The organism is Halobacterium sp. R2-5 (assembly GCF_011734195.1).
In the GTDB taxonomy this organism is placed as follows: domain Archaea; phylum Halobacteriota; class Halobacteria; order Halobacteriales; family Halobacteriaceae; genus Halobacterium.
Genome location: NZ_JAANTH010000002.1, coordinates 460,334 through 481,724, shown reverse-complemented (window position 1 = coordinate 481,724; position 21,391 = coordinate 460,334). Strand labels below are relative to the sequence as shown.

At 68.4% G+C, this 21,391-nt stretch carries 22 protein-coding genes and 1 tRNA gene; 7 read left to right on the top strand and 16 right to left on the bottom strand.

Features of this window, described 5'->3' with window-relative positions; all coding sequences use genetic code 11:
- Nucleotides 1-68: 68 nt before the first annotated feature.
- Nucleotides 69-512 carry a pyridoxamine 5'-phosphate oxidase family protein gene (locus tag G9C83_RS11180; protein ID WP_167246219.1) on the bottom strand — a complete coding sequence of 148 codons (444 nt, stop codon included), beginning with the start codon at nt 510-512 and terminating at the stop codon, nt 69-71.
- A 72-nt stretch (nt 513-584) separates the two neighbouring features.
- Nucleotides 585-1,634: a YihY/virulence factor BrkB family protein gene (locus tag G9C83_RS11175; protein WP_347877799.1), complete on the bottom strand. Its 1,050-nt coding sequence runs from the start codon at nt 1,632-1,634 to the stop codon at nt 585-587.
- 204 nt (nt 1,635-1,838) lie between these two features.
- On the opposite strand from G9C83_RS11175, the gene G9C83_RS11170 reads away from it, so the two are divergent.
- A complete protein-coding gene (locus G9C83_RS11170) occupies nt 1,839-3,275 on the top strand; it encodes a replication factor C large subunit (RefSeq protein ID WP_167246217.1) in 1,437 nt (478 codons plus the stop codon).
- Here G9C83_RS11170 and G9C83_RS11165 read toward each other — a convergent pair whose 3' ends face one another.
- Genes G9C83_RS11165 through G9C83_RS11145 form a run of 5 tightly spaced genes read right to left on the bottom strand, consistent with a single transcriptional unit; the run spans nt 3,276 to nt 7,337 of the window.
- Nucleotides 3,276-4,220: an amino acid ABC transporter permease gene (locus G9C83_RS11165; protein ID WP_167246216.1), complete on the bottom strand. Its 945-nt coding sequence runs from the start codon at nt 4,218-4,220 to the stop codon at nt 3,276-3,278.
- Complete coding sequence (locus G9C83_RS11160) at nt 4,217-4,963, bottom strand: amino acid ABC transporter ATP-binding protein (protein ID WP_167246215.1); 747 nt, start codon at nt 4,961-4,963, stop codon at nt 4,217-4,219. Before G9C83_RS11160 ends, G9C83_RS11165 begins: the two co-directional genes overlap by 4 nt.
- The gene (locus G9C83_RS11155; RefSeq protein WP_167246214.1) at nt 4,960-5,646 is read right to left on the bottom strand and encodes an amino acid ABC transporter permease; all 687 of its coding nucleotides are present in this window, start codon (nt 5,644-5,646) and stop codon (nt 4,960-4,962) included. The genes G9C83_RS11160 and G9C83_RS11155 overlap by 4 nt, the downstream gene beginning before the upstream one ends.
- Nucleotides 5,647-5,651: 5 nt before the next feature.
- The gene (locus G9C83_RS11150; RefSeq protein WP_167246213.1) at nt 5,652-6,446 is read right to left on the bottom strand and encodes a transporter substrate-binding domain-containing protein; all 795 of its coding nucleotides are present in this window, start codon (nt 6,444-6,446) and stop codon (nt 5,652-5,654) included.
- Between the two features lie 60 nt (nt 6,447-6,506).
- Nucleotides 6,507-7,337: a COX15/CtaA family protein gene (locus tag G9C83_RS11145; protein ID WP_167246212.1), complete on the bottom strand. Its 831-nt coding sequence runs from the start codon at nt 7,335-7,337 to the stop codon at nt 6,507-6,509.
- A 273-nt stretch (nt 7,338-7,610) separates the two neighbouring features.
- Here G9C83_RS11145 and G9C83_RS11140 point away from each other — a divergent pair, with 273 nt between their 5' ends.
- Complete coding sequence (locus G9C83_RS11140; protein WP_167246211.1) at nt 7,611-9,857, top strand: NADP-dependent malic enzyme; 2,247 nt, start codon at nt 7,611-7,613, stop codon at nt 9,855-9,857.
- 276 nt (nt 9,858-10,133) lie between these two features.
- Here the strand turns inward: G9C83_RS11140 and G9C83_RS11135 are convergent, their stop codons facing one another.
- Together G9C83_RS11135 and G9C83_RS11130 are read right to left on the bottom strand one after the other, a co-directional pair.
- A complete protein-coding gene (locus tag G9C83_RS11135; RefSeq protein ID WP_167246210.1) occupies nt 10,134-10,754 on the bottom strand; it encodes a ribonuclease H in 621 nt (206 codons plus the stop codon).
- 24 nt (nt 10,755-10,778) lie between these two features.
- Nucleotides 10,779-11,165 (bottom strand): putative zinc-binding protein, encoded by a 387-nt coding sequence (locus tag G9C83_RS11130; protein WP_167246209.1) that lies wholly within the window; start codon nt 11,163-11,165, stop codon nt 10,779-10,781.
- A 100-nt stretch (nt 11,166-11,265) separates the two neighbouring features.
- On the opposite strand from G9C83_RS11130, the gene G9C83_RS11125 reads away from it, so the two are divergent.
- Both G9C83_RS11125 and G9C83_RS11120 read left to right on the top strand, forming a co-directional pair.
- Complete coding sequence (locus G9C83_RS11125) at nt 11,266-11,757, top strand: CBS domain-containing protein (RefSeq protein ID WP_167246208.1); 492 nt, start codon at nt 11,266-11,268, stop codon at nt 11,755-11,757.
- Nucleotides 11,758-11,819: 62 nt separating this feature from the next.
- Complete coding sequence (locus G9C83_RS11120; RefSeq protein ID WP_167246207.1) at nt 11,820-12,737, top strand: DMT family transporter; 918 nt, start codon at nt 11,820-11,822, stop codon at nt 12,735-12,737.
- On the opposite strand, the gene G9C83_RS11115 is transcribed toward G9C83_RS11120, so the two are convergent.
- The 3 genes from G9C83_RS11115 to G9C83_RS11105 form a co-directional block, all read right to left on the bottom strand.
- Complete coding sequence (locus tag G9C83_RS11115; protein ID WP_167246206.1) at nt 12,738-13,706, bottom strand: aldo/keto reductase; 969 nt, start codon at nt 13,704-13,706, stop codon at nt 12,738-12,740. It lies immediately after the preceding gene.
- Nucleotides 13,707-13,754: 48 nt separating this feature from the next.
- Nucleotides 13,755-14,000, bottom strand: coding sequence for a hypothetical protein (locus G9C83_RS11110; RefSeq protein WP_167246205.1), 246 nt, complete (start codon nt 13,998-14,000; stop codon nt 13,755-13,757).
- A gap of 448 nt (nt 14,001-14,448) precedes the next feature.
- On the bottom strand, nt 14,449-14,868 hold the full coding sequence (locus tag G9C83_RS11105) for a hypothetical protein (RefSeq protein WP_167246204.1): 420 nt from the start codon (nt 14,866-14,868) through the stop codon (nt 14,449-14,451).
- A gap of 262 nt (nt 14,869-15,130) precedes the next feature.
- Here G9C83_RS11105 and G9C83_RS11100 point away from each other — a divergent pair, with 262 nt between their 5' ends.
- On the top strand, nt 15,131-15,427 hold the full coding sequence (locus G9C83_RS11100; RefSeq protein ID WP_167246203.1) for a PH domain-containing protein: 297 nt from the start codon (nt 15,131-15,133) through the stop codon (nt 15,425-15,427).
- 93 nt (nt 15,428-15,520) lie between these two features.
- Here G9C83_RS11100 and G9C83_RS11095 read toward each other — a convergent pair.
- Nucleotides 15,521-15,679 (bottom strand) — tRNA-Met (locus G9C83_RS11095).
- A gap of 93 nt (nt 15,680-15,772) precedes the next feature.
- Here G9C83_RS11095 and G9C83_RS11090 point away from each other — a divergent pair.
- A complete protein-coding gene (locus tag G9C83_RS11090; RefSeq protein WP_167246202.1) occupies nt 15,773-16,870 on the top strand; it encodes a hypothetical protein in 1,098 nt (365 codons plus the stop codon).
- Here G9C83_RS11090 and G9C83_RS11085 read toward each other — a convergent pair whose 3' ends face one another.
- The gene (locus G9C83_RS11085; protein WP_167246201.1) at nt 16,871-17,248 is read right to left on the bottom strand and encodes a DUF5830 family protein; all 378 of its coding nucleotides are present in this window, start codon (nt 17,246-17,248) and stop codon (nt 16,871-16,873) included. It lies immediately after the preceding gene.
- Between the two features lie 89 nt (nt 17,249-17,337).
- Here G9C83_RS11085 and G9C83_RS11080 point away from each other — a divergent pair, with 89 nt between their 5' ends.
- The gene (locus tag G9C83_RS11080; RefSeq protein ID WP_167246200.1) at nt 17,338-17,964 is read left to right on the top strand and encodes a VTT domain-containing protein; all 627 of its coding nucleotides are present in this window, start codon (nt 17,338-17,340) and stop codon (nt 17,962-17,964) included.
- Here the strand turns inward: G9C83_RS11080 and G9C83_RS16175 are convergent, their stop codons facing one another.
- Nucleotides 17,965-18,099, bottom strand: a complete 135-nt coding sequence (locus G9C83_RS16175) for an HVO_2523 family zinc finger protein (RefSeq protein ID WP_279587169.1) — start codon at nt 18,097-18,099, stop codon at nt 17,965-17,967. It abuts the gene before it with no gap.
- Nucleotides 18,100-18,186: 87 nt separating this feature from the next.
- Entirely contained in the window at nt 18,187-21,321 is a 3,135-nt protein-coding gene (locus G9C83_RS11075) for an adenosylcobalamin-dependent ribonucleoside-diphosphate reductase (protein ID WP_167246199.1), read from the bottom strand.
- Nucleotides 21,322-21,391: the final 70 nt, after the last annotated feature.

Below are 21,391 nucleotides of genomic sequence, written 5' to 3'. Positions count from 1 at the left end.
GCCTTTGTGGCAGCTGAATCGCGAAAAATCGCGACACACGTTGTCAGGAGACGGGGTGCGGGCGCCGGTCAGCGGTCCGCCTCCATCCGACCGGTCACGCTGTCGGGCGACAGCCGGTAGAACCCGAAATTCACCTCGCGGGGCGACCGCTCGAAGATGTCCACGAGTGGGATGTCCACCCGCTGGAGCGCGTCGAGGGCCGTCGTGGAGATGGCTTCGTCGTCGGTCGCTTCGAGGGGACCACGCGCGACGACGCTGCGCCAGCCGTCTCCGGTCTCGCCGTGGACGACGAACGTCACCGGGCCCGCCGTCGGGTCGGGCTTCTCCGTGTGCGCGCCGTACGCCAGCCGGAAGAAGAAGTGGCCGGTCTCGGCGTCGTAGCCGTACGAGACGGGGATCGAGTGCGGCGCGTCGCCGTCCTCGGTGGGGAACGAGAGCACGCCCGTGCCGCCGGTGCCGAGGAACGCGTCGCGGTCGGCGTCGTCGAGGTGAACCGCCCGAGGGTCTTCCATGCCGCCTCCTACCACGGCCGACAGGAAAACTGTGCAGGGTGGTTCTGGGGCCCGTTAGTCTGCTCCCGGCGCTCAGCGTTCGTCCGTCTGCCGCTCGCCGTCTTCGCTGGCCGTCCACTGTAGCGTGACCTTCGACGTCCGCTCGCCGTCGTCCGACGTCGTCTGTTCGACAACCACGACGTCACTGTCGGGCGACTGCCGCTCGTACGCGCCGTCCGTCCGAGATTCCATCTTGCGGTGGTACCCCGTGAGGTCCTCGCGGAGGTCGTTCAGGTAGGCGGCGAGTCGGTCGGTGCTCATCGCGCCGTCGTGTCTGGTCTCGTACCCCGTGGCTCCCGCCCCGATGCCGCCGGGAACCCCGGAGGAGTGGTCGCCGGCGACGGCGTTGATGACGGCGCCGAGCAACAGCACGAGCGCCGAGAAGTAGAGGTACGTGATGACGACGACGACGCCGCCGAAGAAACTCCCCGACCCGGGGTCGCTGAACGCCAGGTACACCTGGAACAGCGCCTGGAACGCCGCCCAGCCGACCGCCGCGAACACGACCCCCGGCAGCACGTCTCGGACGCCGACCTCGGTGTCCGGGAAGACGTAGAACATCGGGAGGAACGCGAGGGCCAGCCCGGCGACCAGCACCAGCGGCGTCAGCAGCCCGAGGTAGGGGACCGCGTCCGAGAACGCCGCGAACGCGGCGCTCGCGCCGACGGTCGCGACGATGGCGACGACGAGCGCGACGAGCACGACGACGGCGTCCCTCAGCTTGTCCGTGAAGTCGTTGCTCCCGGCCGTCTCGTAGATCTCCGAGAACGCGACGTCGAGCCCGCGGAAGATCTTCAGCGTCCCCCACACCACCACGATGAGCCCGACGACCGACGCACCGCGGCCCGCTCCCTCGCCCGCGAACAGCTGCCGGACGACCTCCGCAATCGGTCCCGGGAGCCAGGTTCCCGCCGCCTCGATGATGCGGTCCTCCAGCCCGCCGCCGATGGTGGTGAGCACCAGGAAGACGAGGACGAGCAGCGGGACCAGTGAGACGAACGCGTTGTACGCCAGCCCCGCGGCCATGAACGTGACGTTCTTCTCGGAGAACTCCGCGAACACGCGCTTGCCGAATCCGGTCACGCTGGAGCGTCGGGACACAGTACACCTTCGGAACGCAACTGGAAAGTCGACACGGCGGTTCGCTGTTCGCTCTGTTCGTAGTTCCGTCGTGCTCGCCCACGCGGCTCACGGCTCCCTGCGATCGCCGTTCGCCGTTCCGTGCTCTCCCTACGGTCGAGCACGCGCTCCGCAACCACTAAACGCGACTCGCGCTTTCCTCCGGTAATGACCGATTGGACGGAGAAGTATCGTCCGTCGTCGCTGTCGGAGGTCCGCGGGAACAACAAGGCCCGGGACGCGCTCCGAGAGTGGGCGGACACCTGGGAGGACCACGGGGAGGCCGTCATCCTCCACGGGAGCCCCGGCGTCGGGAAGACGTCGGCGGCGCACGCGCTCGCGGCGGACGAGGGGTGGGACGTCGTGGAGCTGAACGCGTCCGACCAGCGCACCGCCGACGTCGTCGAGCGCGTCGCCGGCGAGGCCGCGAAGTCGGGGACGCTGTCGGGCGGCACCGGGGGTCGCAAGCTCGTGGTGATGGACGAGGCGGACAACCTCCACGGGAACGTCGACCGCGGCGGTTCCGCGGCCATCACCCGCCTCGTGAAGGACTCCACGCAGCCCATCGTGCTCATCGCGAACGAGTTCTACGACATGAGCAACACGCTCCGGAACGCCTGCCGGGACATCGAGTTCCGGGATGTCTCGAAACGCTCCATCGTGCCCGTGCTGCGGGATATCTGCCGCCGGGAGGGCATCGAGTACGACGATGAGGCCCTGGAGGCCATCGCCGAGCAGAACTCCGGAGACCTGCGCTCTGCTGTCAACGACCTGCAGGCGCTCGCGGAGACCGCCGAGACGCTCACCGCCGACGACGTGGTGATGGGCGAGCGCGACCGCACGGAGGGGGTCTTCGACTTCCTCGACGACCTCATCAAGAACCTCGGCGCGCAGGACGCCCTGGAGGCCGCCTACGACGTCGACGAGACGCCGGACGACCTCATCAACTGGGTGGAGGACAACGTCCCGAAGGACTACTACGGGGACGAGCTCGCGGACGCCTACGAGTTCCTCTCGAACGCGGACGTCTGGCTGGGCCGCGTGCGCGCGACCCAGAACTACTCGTACTGGCGGTACGCGACGGACAACATCGCGGCGGGCGTGGCCGCCTCGCGCCAGCACGACCACGGCGGCTGGACGCGGTACGGGCCGCCGTCGTACTGGCGGAAGCTCGGGTCCTCGCGGGCGACCCGGGAGAAGCGGGACTACGTCGCGCGGAAGGTCGCGGAGGTCAGCGGCACCAGTATGGCGACGGCGCGCCGGAAGGTCGTGCCGTTCCTCGCGACGATGACCCACCACTGCAAGAACCGCGAGCTGACGGTGGCGATGACGGCGGCCTACGACCTCGACACCGAACACGTCTCGTTCGTCACGGGCTCCGGGGAGACGACGAACAAGGTCCAGTCGATCGTCGAGGACGCCGAACAGCTCCGCGAGGACCGGGCGGTCGAGCACTCCGGCGGCGCCTTCGAGGGCGAGACGACGCTCGGCGACGCCGACGTCGGGGACGAGGAGACGGACGACGCGGAGGAGCAGACGGAAAACGACGGCAGCAGTGAGGCGGAGAGCGCGGACGACCAGGCGGGCCTGGACGACTTCTTCTGACTACTCCGCGGAGGCGCGGCCGCCCGCTGAGCCGCCGACGCCCGGAATCGCGACCTGCTTGCGGACCCACTCCATCGTGGTCGTCGCGGAGAGCACGAGCAGGACGTACAACACCGCCGCGAGCAGGAACAGGTCGAGGAACGCGTAGTTGTCGTAGGCGGCGGCCTCCGCGGCGTGGTAGAGCTCGCGCACCGTGATGAACGACGCCAGCGAGGAGTACTTCACGAGGTAGACGAGCTCGTTGGTCCACGATGGAATCGCGAACCGGAGCGCCTGCGGCAGCACGACGTGCCGGATGCCTTCCAGTTGGGAGAGCCCGACTGCGCGCGCCGCTGTGAGCTGGCCGGGGTCGACGCCCTCGATGGACCCCCGGATGTACTCCGCCTGGTAGGCGGCGCTGTTGATGGTGAACCCGACGATGGCGACCCACACCGCCTGCGCGGGGACGACGCCGCTGCCGACGAACGGCACGGCCGCGAACCACCGCGAGAGCGGGAGCGCGTAGTACAGCACGAACAGCTGCGCGAGCAGCGGCGTCCCGCGGATGAGCTCGATGACGCCGAGCGCGACCCAGTGGGTGACGCGGCCGTAGACGCGGGCGGCCGCCAGCGGTACCGCGAGCACGAGCCCGAAGACGATGCCGAGCGTCGTGAGCACGACGGTGAGCCACATGCCCGCGGCGAGGTCCGGGAGGTACGTCATCGCGAACGCGACCGAGTCGAGCAGGTCCGCGACCCAGCCGACGGGAATCCCGACGACGCCGAGTGCGGCCGCGGTGTCGGAGAGCGCGACGCCCGCGGCCGCGATGGGCTGCGGGTCGACGAACGGCTGTCCGCGGGCGACGAGCACGCCGCCGAACCAGTCGTTGAGCAGGCGCGCGGCGAACCACGCCCAGAACACCGCGAGCACGGCGTCCCGGACGACGCGCTGCGTGCTCCGGGTCATTGGCCGCCGTGGAGCTGTGTGAGGCGGCTGAGGAACGCCGCCGTGCGGTCCTGCTCGGGGTTCTCGAAGAGCTGTTCGGGCGACCCTTGCTCGACGAGGCGGCCGTCCTCGAGGAACAACACGTCGGTCGCCGCCTGCTTCGCGAACCCCATCTCGTGGGTGACCACGAGCATCGTCATCCCCTCCTCGGCGAGCTCGCGCATCACTTCGAGGACTTCGCCGATGAGCTCGGGGTCGAGCGCGGACGTCGGCTCGTCGAACAGCATCAGCTTCGGGTCCATCGCGAGCGCGCGAGCGATGCCGACGCGCTGCTTCTGGCCGCCGGAGAGCTCGGCGGGGTAGGAGTTCGCCTGCTCGCGGAGCCCGACCTGTTCGAGCTGCCAAGCGGCCTTCTCGGTGGCCTCCCGCTCGCCCATGTCGCGGACGCGCTTGAGCCCGAGCGTGACGTTCTCGAGGGCGGTGAGGTGCGCGAACAGGTTGAAGTCCTGGAACACCATGCCGACCTGCCGCCGGAGGTCGTTGACGTCCACGTCGTAGATGGACTCGCCGTCGAGGCTGATGTCGCCGTCGTCGATGTCCGTGAGCCGGTTGATGCAGCGCAGCATCGTCGACTTCCCGGAGCCCGACGGCCCGACGAGCACTTTCACGTCCTGGCGGTCCATCTCGAAGGAGATGCCCTCGAGTACCTTCTCCTCACCGTAGCTCTGGTGGACGTCGTCGACGTCGAGTAGTGTGTCCGTCATTGGTTACCTCCGGGAATCGCGACGTAGTCGTGGAGCCGCTCGATGCCGCGGTTGACGCTGAACGTCAACACGAAGTAGATCAGCGACGCCGCGAGGAACACTTCGAGCGCGGCGGTCGTCTGGATGGAGAACAGGTCGTAGCTGCGCTTCAACAGCTCCGCGACGCCGATGGCGTACGCGATGCTGGTGTCCTTGAGGACGATGGTGAACTCGTTCTGGAACCCGGGCACGGAGCGCCGCAGCGCCTGCGGCAACACGACGTGGCGGATGGCGTCGAGCTTCGAGAGCCCGACCGCGCGCGCGGCCTCCATCTGGCCGCCCTCGACGCTCTCGATGGCGCCGCGGAAGATCTGGCTCTGGTAGGCCGCCGACCGCACGCCGAGCGCGAGCGTCGCCGCGAGGAACGCGGGGGAGACGCCGCCCGCGAAGTACGTCAGCGAGATGATGACGAGAATCGGCGTGCCGCGGACGACGACGCCCAGCGGGCGCACGACGCCCTTCGAGTACTTGCCGCCGTAGGCCTCGACGACGCCCGCCGGCAGGCCGAGCAGGAACCCGAGCACCATGCTGAAGAACGTCAGCTGGACGGCCAGTATCGTCCCGTCGACGAAGAACTGCCGCTGGCGCCAGACGAACGCCCAGTCGCCGGGTTCGGCCTGCAGTACGAGTTGCGTCGGGTCCATTGGCGTTATTCGCTGCCGACGTCGTACTCCTCGACGAGGTCCTGGTAGGTGCCGCTGTCCCGGACGGCCGAGATACCGTCGTTGAGCGCGCTCTGGAGGTCGCTCGCGCCCTCGCGGACGCCGAACCCGTACTGTTCGCTGGTCTCGATAGTGAACGCGTAGACGACGTCGCGGTCCTCGACGAACGTGTTCGCGACGGGCGTGTCGACGATGACGGCGTCGATGTTGCCGTTCGTCAGGTCTTCGACGGCGAGCACGTAGTTCTCGTAGGTGGTCGCCTGCGAGGAGCTGATAGTGCCGTCGTCGACGAGGGCGTCCATCTGGGCCTTGCCGGTGGTGCCGGACTGGGCGCCGACCGGGCGGTCGGCGAGGTCGTCGGTGCTCTCGGGCTGGAAGTCGCCGCCCTCGCGGACGAGCACCGCCTGGTTGGCGTCGTAGTAGGGGTCCGTGAAGTCGATGTTCTGGTCGCGCTCGTCGTTGATGGTCATCGCGGCGGCGATGACGTCGATGTTGTCGTTCTGGAGCGCGGTGGTGAGCTGGGTGAACTCGAGGTCCTCCCACTCGCCGAGCTCGTAGTCGGTCTCCTCGACGACGGCCGAGAGGAGGTCGACGTCGAAGCCGACGAGTTCGTTGTCCTCGTTGACGTACTCGAACGGCGGGAACCCGGACGCAGTGCCGGGGGTGAGAGTATTCGAGTCGTCCCCGCCGCCGCCGGTGAGCTGCGAGCAGCCAGCGACTGACAGTGCGACGCCGGTACCGCCGACGCTCTTCAGGAACGTCCGCCGGTTCAGGTCAGACATACCACGCCCGTTCGGGTTGAATCCCTTAAAGACAATCGAACCGGTGCGAGCACATCCGCTCTACGACGCGGCGGCGACCGACCGGTTCGGGGTCGAGCGCGCGGCGACGAGGAACAGCGCGGCGACGACCGCGGTGAGCACGTAGTACGTGAGCTGGACGGTCGGGGAGAACTGCACGACGCCAGTACCGATGAGAATCTGGACGGTGACGACGACGCCGGTCGCGAGCATCGCTTGCGACACGCGTCGGTCGCCGTGGCGGCGCGCCCACACGAACGCGGCGACGGCGGCGGTGAACACGAGCAGTTCGAGCGCGTGGTGGATCAGCTGGACGCGAGTGCCGTACACCGCGAAGACGGTGTTCCGCGAGAACACGAGCGCGACCGGGAGCACCGCGAGGCCGCCGATTGCAGCGGTGCGGACGCGACCGAGGCCGACGCCCGCGAGCTCGCGCATCCGGAGCGTGGTATAGAGCAGCGTCGCGAAGATGGCGAGCGCGGCGAGGTGGTGGACGGCCTGCGTGATGGGCATGTACCCCCACGGGACGAGCCCGCTGAACGTCACGGTGGTGCCGCCGAGAATCACCTGCAGCGGCAGGAGGACGACGGCGAGCACGCCGCCGGCTTTCACGTCCCGGGCGTCGAAGCCGCGCCACGCGACGGCGCCGGTGCCGAGGATGAAGAAGCCGACGACCATCGCGAATCCGCGGTGGAACTGCTCGACGAAGTCGTGAACCTGGAGGCCGAGCGGGAGCAGTTGGCCGTTGCAGTCGGGCCACTGGAGGCCGCAGGTCGCGCCCGACCCGGAGACGGCGGTGTACTCGCCGACGAGGATGAGCGCGAACGTCAACACGGTGGTCACGGCCGCGAGCTGGTACGAGCGGCGGTCCATAGGCGAGTCTTTTCGCGGTCGGTACGTATGCGTGTCGTATTCAGCGCGGTTCGGAGCGAGCGAGAACCGCGTTTGGTGCGAACGGCGACCGGAGGGAGCCGTGAGCAGCGTGGCGCGCGGCGTGGCGGACCAACGCCGTCCCGAGGAGCAGCGCCGAACTCTCTCCCGCCGGCCGGATTTCCGTCGAACGAACACCGCTTCCTTCGACGACCGACGAAGCAACGTTCGACGCGTTGGGATAGGTTTTTGCCGGTCGGCGCGGCAGGGAACAACATGGGATTAGACGAGGACTCACTGGACTACCACGCCAGCGACCCGCCCGGGAAGATCGAGATTTCGACGACGAAACCGACGAACACCCAGCGGGACCTCTCGCTGGCGTACTCGCCGGGCGTCGCGGCGCCGTGCCGACACATCGACGCCAACCCCGAGGACGCGTTCAAGTACACCGCGAAGGGGAACATGGTCGGCGTCGTCTCGAACGGCTCCGCCGTGCTCGGACTCGGTGACATCGGCGCGCAGGCCTCCAAACCTGTCATGGAGGGGAAGGGCGTGCTGTTCAAGCGGTTCGCGGACATCGACGTCTTCGACATCGAGCTCGACCAGGAGAGCGCTGACGACATCATCGAGTCCGTCGCGGCGATGGAGCCGACGTTCGGCGGCATCAACCTCGAGGACATCAAGGCGCCGGAGTGCTTCGAAATCGAGGAGCGGCTCCGCGAGGAGATGGACATCCCGGTGTTCCACGACGACCAGCACGGCACCGCCATCATCTCCGGCGCGGCGCTGCTGAACGCAGCGGAGATCGCGGGCAAGGACCTCGAAGACCTCGAAGTCGTCTTCTCCGGCGCGGGCGCGTCGGCCATCGCGTCCGCGAAGTTCTACGTCTCGCTGGGCGTCCGGCGCGAGAACATCACGATGTGTGACTCCTCGGGCATCATCACCGAGGACCGCGACGTCAACGAGTTCAAGCGCGAGTTCGCCAGCCCCGGCGACGGCGGCGACCTCGCGGACGCGATGGACGGCGCGGACGTCTTCGTCGGGCTCTCGGTCGGCGGCATCGTCAGCGAGGAGATGGTCCAGTCGATGGCCGACAACCCCATCGTGTTCGCGATGGCGAACCCCGACCCGGAAATCGGCTACGAGGCGGCCAAGAACGCCCGCGACGACACCGTCATCATGGCGACCGGGCGCTCGGACTACCCGAACCAGGTGAACAACGTCCTCGGGTTCCCGTTCATCTTCCGGGGCGCGCTCGACGTGCGCGCGACGGACATCAACGAGGACATGAAGGTCGCGGCGGCGCGCGCGCTCGCCGACCTCGCGAAACAGGACGTCCCGGACGCCGTCGTGAAGGCGTACGGCGACCAGCCGCTGCAGTTCGGCCCCGAGTACATCATCCCGAAGCCCCTCGACCCGCGGGTCCTCTTCGAGGTCGCGCCGACGGTCGCGGAGGCCGCCGTCGAGTCCGGGGTCGCGCGCACCGAGCTCGACCGCGAGGCGTACCGCGAGGAGCTCGAAGCGCGCCTCGGGAAGAGCCGCGAGATGATGCGCATCGTCCTGAACAAGGCCAAGAGCGACCCGAAGCGCGTCGCGCTCGGCGAGGGCGACGACGAGAAGATGATCCGCGCGGCCTACCAGATGGCCGAGGAGGGAATCGCGGAGCCCGTGCTCATCGGTGACCGCGACACCATCGACGGCGTCGTCTCCGGGCTCGGCCTGGAGTTCGACCCGGAGGTCGTCGACCCGGACGAGGGCGACCACGAGGAGTACGCCGAGCGCCTCTACGAGCTCCGCCAGCGCAAGGGCATCACGCGCAGCGAGGCGGAGTCGCTCGTGAAGCGCGACCCGAACTTCCTCGGGTCGACGATGGTCGAAGCCGGCGACGCGGACGCGTTCCTCACCGGGCTCACCCACCACTACCCGAGCGCGCTGAAGCCGCCACTGCAGGTCGTCGGCACCGCGCCCGACGCCGACTACGTGGCCGGCGTCTACATGCTGACGTTCAAGAACCGCGTCATCTTCTGCGCGGACACCACGGTCAACCAGGACCCCGACGCGGACGTGCTCGCGGAGGTCGCCCAGCACACCGCGGACCTCGCGCGCCGGTTCAACGTCGAGCCGCGCGTCGCGATGCTGTCGTACTCGAACTTCGGCAGCGTCGACAACGAGGGCACGCGCAAGCCCCGGGAGGCCGCCGAGCTCCTGCGTGACAACGACGACGTGGCGTTCCCGGTGGACGGCGAGATGCAGGCCGACACCGCCGTCGTCGAGGACATCCTCGAAGGGACCTACGAGTTCAGCGACCTCGACGACCCCGCGAACGTGCTCCTCTTCCCGAACCTCGAAGCCGGGAACATCGGCTACAAGCTCCTCCAGCGCCTCGGCGGCGCGGACGCCATCGGTCCGATGCTGGTCGGCATGGGCGAGCCCGTCCACGTCCTCCAGCGCGGCGACGAGGTCAAGGACATCGTGAACCTCGCGGCCGTGGCGGTCGTCGACGCGCAGCAGGAAGACTAGCGTACTCGGCGGAGCGGAGCGACGCCGAGTTTCACCGAGTGCGAGCGGAGTGAGCACTCGGGCGCCGAACCCCACCGGAGGTGGGGTGACGGCGCTTTTTCCCCAAGTTTTGCCGAGTGGGGCGCGCGGAGCGCGCCCCACGTGGCCCGAGAGACGCCTGCGGCGTCTCTCGTCACCGGGCGAATCGAAGATTCGCGAAGGCGGCGAACGCACAGCGTTCGCCTGCTCTCGAAAGAGCGCTACGCGCTCCTTCGGCGACCGCGCAAAAAGTGGGTTTCAGTCGCTGGCGCGACGGTCGCTGCGCGACGGCGGCGGCACCTGCGCGTCGCCGGTGTCGCGCTCGGGGAGCAGGCAGCGCGCGGGCTCGTCGTTGACGTGGACGTACTGCTCGGGCTCGTTCGCGAGCGGGTGCGCGGGGTTCGTCTTGCTGTCCAGTTGGGCGGCCCGCACCTCCTCGAAGCCGACGACGCGAGCGCGGATGCCGCGCCAGTGGTGGTCGGCGGTCGCCGGCGGCGAGAACTCCGTGATGGGGCGGTAATCGTGGGCGCGCGCGGCGAGCGCGGCGGTGTTGACGTCGCCCGCGAGGTCGTTGTGGTCGACGAGCACGCCCACGCGGGCGTCCCGGGGCGCGCGCGCCGCGAGCACGTCCAGTCCGAGGTGGAGCGCGCGGTACTCGGCGACGTTGTTGTTCGGGGCTTCGTCCGGCACCGCGAGGCGGGCGACCCGCTCGCCGGTCCGGGTCTCGACGATGACGCCGAGGCCGCTGCCGTCGCTGGAGTACGAGCCGTCGGTCGCGACGTAGAAGTCTCGCCGGTGGGACTGCGGGGGGTGTGCGATGTGCGGCGTCGGCGCGTCGTCGAAGAGGTCTCGGAGGCTCGACCGGCCCACGATGGCCATACGCACCGTACAGGCGGTGGGAACTTAAGCGGTCCGCCGGTCCGTCAGCCCCTCGGCTTCCTCGACGAGGTCCTCGTAGAGGGCTTCGGCCTGCTCGTCGTCGTAGTCGGTGTGGTACTCCTTCGGGACGCCGCGCTTCGCGAGGTTGACGTGGCGGTCCGGCGTCACGCCGTGCTGCTCTAAGCTCTTCCGGGCGCACTCCAGCGGGCAGCCGTCGACGACGAGCATCGGGCGGCCCGAGGTGGCGGTGTCGACGAGCGGGCCGACGTCGCCGCCGACGCCCGCGATGCAGGACATCTCCGCGACCCGCTCGCGGTCGAGGCGGACCGCGAGGTCGTTGGCCATCTGCGCGGCGCTCGAACAGCCCGAACACGAGTAGACGAGCGGCAGGTCGTCGTAGCTCTCTGTCATCGACGGCTCGTTTCCCGGCCGCCAGCGAAAGGGTTGTCCCGAACGTCTCCGGGGCGGTCGCATCCAAAACGATACGTGGCGGGCCCGCGAGGTGTCGCGTATGCAGGCACGCGACCTGATGACAGCGGACGTCGAGACCGTCCACGAGGACGACGAGATCAGCGACGTCCTCCGATTACTGGCCAGCCGCGAGTTCACCGGTTTCCCCGTGGTGGACGACGACGACCGCCTCGTCGGCGTGGTCACCCAGCGGGACTTCGTGGAACTGTTCGAGCCACAGGACCGCACCGTCTGGATCCCCATCGGGCTGCCGCCGTTCCTGGAGACGCTGGACTACGGCATCGACCTCTCGTGGGGCGAACTGGAGACGGAACTCGATCTCGCGCAGAACGCCGGCAAGCCGGTCAAGACCATCATGACCGAGAACGTCCTCACGGTCGAGCCGGACGCCAGCGTCGACGACGTGCTCGCCATCCTCGCGGCCGACGAGCGCGACGTCAACCGCGTGCCCGTCGTCGAGGACGACGTCGTCGTCGGCATCGTCACCCGGCAGGACGTCCTGCGCGCGCTCCACGACGAGCGCACCGAGTAGCCGTCGCGGCAAAACGGCACCGGGTCCGAAAGCGTAAACGTACCCCCGGACGGAGATTCGACGTGACCAACTACCGGAACGCCCTCCTGTTTCTCGCGCTCGCGGCGGTCTGGGGGTCGGCGTTCGTCGCCATCAAGGCCGGCCTCGACGCGGGCTTCGAGCCCGTGCTGTTCGCGGCCGTCCGCTACGACGTCGCGGGCGTGCTGATGCTCGCGTATGCGGCGTACGCCGCCGACGACTGGCTGCCGCGCTCGCGGGCCGACTGGACCGTCGTCGCCGTCGCCGCCGTCTTCCTCATCGCGGCCTACCACGCGTTCCTGTTCGTCGGCGAACAGCAGACGACGAGCGCCGTCGCCGCCGTCGTCGTCAGCCTCAGCCCCGTGCTCACGACGGGGTACGCGCGGGCGCTGCTCCCCTCGGAGCGGCTCTCGGTCGCCGGTCTCGCGGGGCTCGCGCTCGGGCTCGTCGGCGTCGTCGTCCTCTCGAACCCCGACCCGTCGAACCTCCTCGGCGGGAACACGGTCGGCGTCCTGCTCGTGTTCGCGGCGTCGATGTGCTTCGCGCTCGGGAGCGTGCTCACGCAGCGCGTCGACGACGACCTCGACGTGGAGACGATGGAGGCGTGGGCGATGGTACTCGGCGCGCTCCTGATGCACGTCGTCAGCCTCGCGCGCGGCGAGACGCAGACGATTCCCCGGAACGCGGACGCGCTGTTCGCCATCGCGTACCTCTCGCTGGCCGCCAGCGCCGCCGGGTTCCTCGTCTACTTCGAGCTCCTGGAGCGGCTCGGCCCCATCGAGATCAACCTCGTGAGCTACGTCGCGCCGGTCTTCGCGGCCGTCGTCGGGCTGCTCGTGCTCGCGGAGCCGATCACGTCGAACACGGTCGCGGGCTTCGTCGTCATCTTCGCGGGCTTTTGCCTGCTGAAGCGGCGCGCGCTCGCCGACGAACTGCGGAAAGTGCGGGGCGTCTGGGCGTAGCTACTTCGCGGCGGCGATGCGGTCGAACTGCTCGCGGGTCAGCGAGAGGTCCGCGGCCGCGAGGTTCTCGCGGAGCTGGTCGGGCGTGCGGGCGCCCGTGATCGGCGCGACCACCTGGTCGTGGGCGAGCAGCCACGCCAGCGACACCTGCGCCGGCGTCGCGTCGACCTCCGCGGCGACCGCCTCGACCTCTTCGAGCGCGTCGAAGTTCTCGGGCGTGAGGTAGGAGTCGACGAACTGCTGGTCGGTCGCCCCCCGGGTGCCCTCAGGGGGCGTCTCCCCTCGCGTGTACTTCCCCGTGAGGAAGCCGCCCGCGAGCGGCGACCACGGCACGACGCCGACGCCGTAGTCCCGGCACATGTCGAGGTAGTTCCCCTCGATTTCCCGGTTGACGGCGTTGTACCGCGGCTGGGCGACGGTGAACGGCTCGTAGCCCTCGCGGCGCGCGATCTCGTTGGCCTTCGCGACCTTCCACGCGTTCGGCTCGAACGTGGACGCGCCGAGGTAGTGGACCTTCCCGTCGCCGACGAACTCGTCGAGCGTGCGCATGAACTCGCGGGCGGGCGTCTCGTCGTCCCAGCGGTGGACGTAGAGGACGTCGACGTAATCCGTGCCGAGGCGGTCGAGAATCGCGTCGACGTTGTTCCGGAGGTGCTTGCGGTTGAGGCCGCGGCCGTTCGGGCCCTCCCGGGTCGGCCAGTAGATCTTGGAGGCGACGACGTACTCCTCGCGGTCGCGGCCGGCGAGCCACTCGCCGATGTACTGCTCGGCGCGGCCGCTGCCGTACATGTCTGCCGTGTCGATGAAGCGCCCGCCGGCGTCGGCGTACGCGTCGAGGAGGTCGTGCGCCCGGTCGCGGCCGACTTCGACCTCGCCGGCGTCGTTCTCGCGGCCGAACCGCCACGTACCGAACGCGACTTCGGAGACGCGGAGACCAGTGCGTCCGAGGGGGACAGCGTCGAGACCCATGCGGGGACCGAGTGGGGCGGCGCTGTTAAGCGGCGCGTCTTCGCTTCGCTACCGGGTGTTGTGGCGGTGCCCGAGCACGAGCGCCACGACGTGGAGGGCGACCATGGCGCCGAGCGCGAGCTGCTGGGAGGACGTGTCCGGGCCGGCCATCAGCAGGGGCGTGTAGAGGAACGGGAGCGCGACGGCAGCCCAGAAGCCGGCGACTTCGAAGGGCTTGAGCAGCGTCGCGGACGCGGGGGTGTTCACGGCGTCCGATGCGACCTCGGTCAGCGCGGAGCGGGAGGGAACAGACATTGGGTCTCACCTCGTCTACTCCACCGTACATCTGCCACCCCCATATAGGGGGTCGACCGTTGGCTGGAATTCAGTTCGTTTCACCCGACTGTTCCTCCGGTTCCGGACGTTTTACGACTCTACCAGACGCGGTTAGAAAGTTTATACTGTATTTTGCGTCCGTCTTGCTGTTCGGATAGTTCCACCGAATAGCACCGGTTCCGGCGGGGTGTCTCGCGGCGGGTTAGCAGCCGGCGAACCGTCGGGCGACCGAGCGGGGCCGACGAACGTTGAACAGTTCGCCGCCGGATAACAAACGGCGTGTACCGAGCGGGCCACGCCGGCCCCGCGCTGCTCGCGTACGTGTCGTTCGTCGTCGGTCTCGCCGCGACTGCCGCCAGCCTCTCAGTCGGTGCGTGGCTAGAGGCGTCGTTCGCGTGAACAGTAGTGGCTGTGTTTCTCGGGTGGCTTACAGCTTCGCTTCCACCCATTCGCGAGCGGCTTCGAGGCTGTCGGGCATCTCCGTCGGGTCAAGCACGTAACACTCGCAGAACGGCTCACCGTGGTAGTACCGGGAGAGCTTGTCCGAGATAACCTCCCGAGTGGGGTTCGTCTCCACTTCGACGGCGAACGGCGGCTCGTCGAGGCCGTACGCGACCACGTCGATTTCCCCGACGCCGTCCTTCACGACCTCCGTGTCGACGCGGTACCCCCTGCCCCGGAGAACCTTCGCGACCAGCGCCTTCGCCACGAGGTGCGCGTCCGTCTCGCTCCCGGAGTTGAACGCGACGGCGTCCCGCTTCTCGACACGCCAGCCGGCGTCCTGCAGGGCCTTCCGGCCGGCATACTCGTCGTGGTGGCGCTTGTTGTTCACGAGCGGCCTCCGCACGGCTGGCGTCGAACGTCGAGGATGTCGCGCATCTGAATACGTCCCGGAGTCGCCGCACGTGCTTACGTCCGCCGCCTAGATGTTGGTGGACGCATAGAGCCGCGGCAGGTGCGTTTGGGCGAGGAATTGCCGAATCAGATTCACGATGGTCGATACGGTTATCGTGCTGAACGAAGAAGCATGCTAGACAATGTTTCGCTATAAGTCCTACGATAGCCTCGGAGACCTCGACAGGCGCCGGCGGAAAGCCGTCGAGGGTCTCATGTTCGACGACGAAGAGTTCCAGTACGCCGTCGACGTCAAAGAAGGACGAGTACGTACCACAACTAATCAGAAACTCGTCCTCACGGACTCACGAATTATCGCCGTCAAAAAAGCGCTCGTCGGTCTTGACAGCGAGGATTACTCCCTTGGGGAGGTAGCTAGCGTCAAGTTCGAATCTGGGCTTCGTACTGCAAAAATCACTCTCCAAGGATCGGGAATTGATGATGAATACCCCGTCTCAAAATCGATGGGCCGGAAATTCGTGAATTTGGCTCGCGAACAGATGCAGAAGTGATGGCTTGCAACTATTTGTCTCAGATAGTATCGCCAGAAGGACTAGGATGTACACATAGCGGTCACTCAGTAACGGGAGCGGCGTTGAGAGAAGTGCCCGGGGAGGGTTTTGAACCCTCGATCTCCGCATGTCCCAGGTTCGAGGCTCGGCGGGCCTCGCGGACATGCTGAGCATCCACGTGGCGAGTGGGATGCCGCACCGAAGCTCGGAACCCTATGAGTGCGGCGCTATGACCAGCTAAGCCACCCGGGCTCGATTCCGGCTAGGGGGAGGTCGCTCTTGAAGGTTCTCATCTCGGTCGGCGTACCCGCCGGGTTTAAGCCGAGGCGGCGGCATCGAACGTGCATGAACGTACCTGCGCTCGTCCAGTCCTCGCTCGGGGACGAGGACGTGGCCGCGCACGTGCCGCTGAAGGGGGAGGACGCGGTGTTCGTCACGCCGACGCGGACGCTCGTCTACACGGCCGACGGCCTGCTGAGTGACGAGAACGTCGAGGAGTACCCCCACGACGTCGAGGGCATCGGCGTCAGCGAGGGACGACGGAAGGCGAAGGTCACGCTCGACTACGGGCTCGACGGCGAAGAGTCGTTCTCGGTACCGTCGGGGAAAGTTGACGACGTCCTCCACCCGATTATCGCGGGCGTGCTGAACGCCGCGGACGTCACCCAGCCGGGGGAGACGGTCAAACGCACGTACCGATTCAGCGAGCTCACGCTCGTCGTCACCAGCGACCGCGTCGTCAAGCACGTCGGCGAGGCCGTCTGGGGGCCGGAGTACGAGGAGATCGGCTACGACTCCGTGACCGGCATCGGCGTCGAGGACGGCAACGTCTCCAGCCAGCTCGTCCTCGAGACCTCGGGCCGCACCCAGCGCATCAAGGCGCCGAACGAGCAGTTCCGCGACGTCCGCGAGACCGTCGAGGACGCCGTCTACGCGTACCACGACGCCGCCAGCGCCGAGGAGTTCGAGCGCATGAACGTCGACGAGGACGCGGACGCGGCGACCGGGGAGGTGGCGTTCGGCGGCGGCGTCGACCCCATCGACACGAGCGGCGTCGGCGAGGACGACGAGGCGGACGCGGAACCGCAGGCGAACACGAGCGCAGACACTGGAGCGAGCGCTGGCGCAGGCACGAGCGCGGAGCCTGAAGCGGGCGGCGCCGCGAGCGCGACCCGCGAACCGGCGTCGGGCGCGGACGGCGACGAGTTCGCGTCCAGCGGCTTCCAGACCGCCGCCGCGAAGGTCGAACCTCCGGTCGACCCCGAGGAGCTCGACGCGGAGCTCGACGACCTCGCGGACACCATCGAAGAGCTGGCGGACGCGCTCGCCGACCAGCGCGAGCTCGCACAGCGCCAGCGCGAGGCGCTCGACGCTCAGCAGGCGGTTATCGAGGCCCAGCGCGACCGGCTGGCGGCGCTCCGCGAGCTCGTCGACGAGGCGTAGCTACTCGCGCCCGGTGACCTTCCGGATGCACGAGGAGCCGAACGCGCCGAGCTCCCCGTGCTCGAAGTTGATGAAGTAGCCGGTCGAAATCGAAGCGCCGCAGCGCCGACACGAGAACTCCCCCTCTTTCGTTATCACGTCTGACTGGAAGGAGACGTAGCTGCCGCCCTGGGGCTGGACTTCGCCGCCCTCACGCTCGACGACGCCGCGGCGCTCGGCCGCTTCGAGGATTTTCCGCGTGGTCCGCGGGTGCGTCGTCACGGCCTCCAGGCGGTCGATGGCGTCGGCGACGGACAGCGACTCGAACTCGAGGTGCGCGAGCAGCTCCACGCCGAGTTCGACGGGGTCCTCGACGCTCCCGGAGTCGCCGTCGGGCATACGTCGTGGTGGGGCGAGCGCGCGCTTAACGCTTGCGCGACTCCCGCGAAGGGACAACGCTAAACCCGCCGCTCGGATAGCAGGCGGCGATGAAACGGTACGCGGCCGGCGCCGCGCTCACCGCGGTGGTCGTACTCGCCGTCGTGGCCCGGCCGGCAGACGCGCTCGGCGCGCTCAGGGCCGCCCTCGACAGCCCGTGGTTCCCCGTGCTGCTCGTCGGCCTGTACGTCGTGCGCCCGCTGCTCGGCTGGCCCATCAGCGTGCTGTCGGCGCTCGTCGGCTTCAAGTACGGGCTCGCGGTCGGCGTACCGGTGGCGCTCGCGGGCGCGCTCGCTACGAGCCTCCCGGCGTACGTCGCCGGCCGGTACGCGCCCGCGGACGGCCGGCTGTTCGGCCGCTTCTCGGACGGCAGCCGGCGCTTCTTCGCGGCGACGGGCGACGTTCGCGGGCTCGTCGCCGCGCGATTCGCGCCCACGCCCGCGGAGCCGGTCTCGGCCGCCGCGGGTGCGGGGAACGTCAGCCTCCGGTCGTTCACCGCCGGGACGCTCGTCGGCGAACTCCCGTGGGTCGTCGCCACCGTCGCGGTCGGCAGCGGTCTCGACGCGTTCACGGTCGCCGCGACCGACGTGAACCCGGTCGTCGTCGCGGGCGGCGTCGTCGTCGCTGCCGTGCTGTTGAGCCCGGTCGCGTACCGGTCGTGGCGCCGGCGCGCGTAGTCAGAACGTGAACGGGTCCGCGCAGTCGGCGATTACGCCGTGCTGCGGGCAGACGTACTTGCAGTGGCGCTTGAACATCGCGGCGTCGCACATCGGACAGCGGCTGCCGCCGGCGTCCGCCGACTGCTCGCTCATACTCACGGCTGCGTGCGCGACGAGTATAGGCGTGTTCCTCGCGCGTCGAGAACAGAGAGAAAACCGCAGAGAGGCTACTGGCTCAGTTCAGCACTCGCTCCAGCCGCAGGACTCGCAGGTCTTGCAGCCCTCGCTGTAGTAGAGGGTCATCGACCCGCAGTCCGGGCACTCGGGGCTCTCGCCCGCGTCGATGAGCGACTGCGTCGCGTCGTCCTGCTGTTCCTCGCCGGCACCGGACGGACCCTGCGGGCCGCCGACCGCGGGCTCGGAGGCAGCGCCGCCGTCGGTTTCGGGCGTCGTGGCGTCGTCGGCCACTTCGCCGAGGCGCTGCTGCTGGGGATAGGCGGCGCGGTCGACGTCGCCGTCGAGGTAGCGCCGCAGCGCGGTGCCGAACGCGTCCGGGATGGAGTTGATCTGCTCGCCCTTGTCCCAGGCGACCTTCGGCGACCGGATGCCCTGGAGCTTGTCCGCGATCTCCTCGGGGTCGACACCGGAGCGCAGCGCGACCGAGATGGTCTTCGCGAGCGCCTCGGTGAACGAGCCCGTGAAGCCGCCGGAGTTGCCGGTGTTCGCGAACAGCTCGAACGGCCGCTCCTGCTCGGGGTCCTCGTTGATGGTGACGTAGAGCTTCCCGTAGCCCGTGTCGATGCGCTGAGTGACGCCGTGGAGGAGGTCGGGGCGAGGCTGCTTCTCGGCGAACTCGCCGTCGAAGGCGTCCTCGTCGCCCGCGAAGACCTCGCGGAGGTCGTCGCCGAAGGCGGCCTGCACGTCCTCGTTGTCGAGGAAGCCCTCGATGCCGCCGAACGTCTCCTGGATGGTCTCGACGATGGCCTCCGCGGCCTCGTCCTCGTCCATCTCGGAGAACTCGGTGTTCTCGGCGCGCGTCGTCAGCACCTGCTTGCTGCGGGTGCCGTCGCGGTAGACGGTGACGCCCTTCCCGCCGTTCTCGTAGATGTAGCGGTACACCTCGTCCATGTCCTCGACGGACGCGTCGTTCGGGAAGTTACACGTCTTCGAGATGGCGGAGTCGACGCCCTGCTGGCAGGCCGTCTGGACCGCCGCGTGGTCCTTCCCGGAGAGGTCCGAGGTCACGACGAACAGCTCGCCGATGGAGTCCGGGACGGTCGTCAGCCCGTCGACGCCGTCGAACTCGTTGTTCGACATCTGCTCCTGGGCCTCCTCCTTGACGGCGTCGACGTCGATGTCGTTGGCCTCCAGCGTGCGGAGGAAGTAGTCGTCGAACTCCACGAGCATCTCGTCGCCCTGCACGTCGTCGGAGACGTTCTTGTAGTAGGCGACGTTGTAGATGGGCTCGCAGCCGCCCGTGGTGTTCCCGACCATCGACGTGGTGCCGGTCGGCGCGATGGTCGTCGTGTTGTGGTTGCGGACCGGGAAGCCGTCCGCCCAGTCGGCGGGGTCCTCGCCCGTGTGGTGCTCGAACCACTCGGGGTACTCCGTCGGGTTCGCGTACTTGGACTTGTCCCACTCGTCGAAGCTCCCGCGCTCGGTCGCGAGCTCGTGGGACGCGGCCTTCGACCCGTGGTCGATGTGGCGCATGACCTGCCGGGCGATCTCGTTGCCCTCCTCGCTGCCGTACTTCACGCCGAGCTGGATGTACAGCTGCGCGAGGCCCATGACGCCGAGGCCGACCTTCCGCATCTCGGCGACCTTCTCCTCGATCTGTTCGACCGGGAAGTCCGACATCGTGACGACGTTCTCGAGGAAGCGCGTCCCGGCCTCGATGCGCTGGTCGAACTCCTCGTTGTCGAGGGCCTCGTCGAGGAACCGGTTCACACCCTCTTCGAGGCTGCCGAAGTCGTGCTCCTCGCTCCAGACGCGCCAGTCAGGGGCGTCCTGCGCCGCGAGCGTCGAGAGGTTGATGTGGCCGAGGTTACAGGCCTCGTACTCCTCGAGGGGCTGCTCGCCGCAGGGGTTCGTCGCGAGGATGCGGTGCTCGGGGTGCTCCTCGACGTCGAAGGAGTGCTGCTTGTTGACGCGTTCGAGGTAGATGACGCCGGGTTCGCCGTTCTCGTGGGCGCCCTCGACGATGCGCTCCCAGACGAGCTCCGCGGGCAGCGAGAGCTCCTCGCCGGGCGTGACGTACTCGCCGAGCCCGTACCGGGAGTACATCTCCTCGGTCTCCTCGGTGGCGATGTGGGGCTCCTCGGTGCGCGGGTTCGTGAACGTGTACTCCTCGCCGTTCTCCAGGGCCTCCATGAAGCCGTCCGTGACGCCCACGGAGATGTTGAAGTTCGAGAGGTGGCCCTCGACGGCGTTCCGGAGGTGCTCGGGCACGCGGCCCTCGTCGTCGATGAGGTCGCGGGCTTCTTCGAGCGCTTCCGAGAACTCGGTGTACGTGTAGTCGTCGGGGTCGTTGAGCTTCAGCGTGTGCGCCAGCGAGACGTCCTTGTTCTTCGCGTGGATGAACTCGATGACGTCCGGGTGGCTGACCCGCATCACGGCCATCTGCGCGCCGCGGCGCGCGCCGCCCTGCGCGATGGTCTCGCACATCTGGTCGAACGTCTCCATGAACGTCAGCGGGCCGGACGCGATACCGCCGGTGGAGCCGACGGTGTCGCCGTACGGCCGGAGCTTCCAGAACGCGTACCCCATGCCACCGCCGGACTGGAAGACCTCGGCGGCTTCCTTGGCGGTCTGGTGGATGTCAGTGATGTCGTCGTCCGGGGAGTCGACGAAGCACGCCGAGAGCTGCTGGAGCTCGTCGCCGGCGTTCATCAGCGTCGGCGAGTTCGGCATGAAGGAGAGGTCCTCCATGAGCTGCTGGAACTGCTCGCGCTGGGCTTCGACGTGCTCGCGGACCGACTCGTCGTCGAGTTCGGGGACGACGGTGTCGTACGCGAACTTGTTGACGTTCGACTCGGTGAGTTCGACGGTCTCGTCGTCGTCGGGGGAGACGCCCTCACCGAAGACTTCCTCGGCGAGCTCGTCGCGGCGCGGGTGGTCGGGCTTGAGCTGGTCCGGGGTCACCGTGACCGGCTCGTCGCTCTCGTAGACGACCTCCGCGAGCGCGATGTTCTTCGCGACGCGCGGGAAGAGGTCCTCCTGTTCCTCGATGTGGTTGCCGTCGGTGTTCTTCCGGAGGTACCGCGCCGGCAGGATGTTGTGGTAGGCGTTGGCGGTGAGGCGCTCCTCGAGGGAGTCACCGGTGGTGCGCTTGATGGGCAGGTCGACTTCGTCCGCGGAGACGTTCGGCGTGCTCATTGACGGTCACTCCCTGCTACAGTCGGTGAGGTCGCTTGTTGGTGTATCATGGATGGTCTAATCGGGGGTG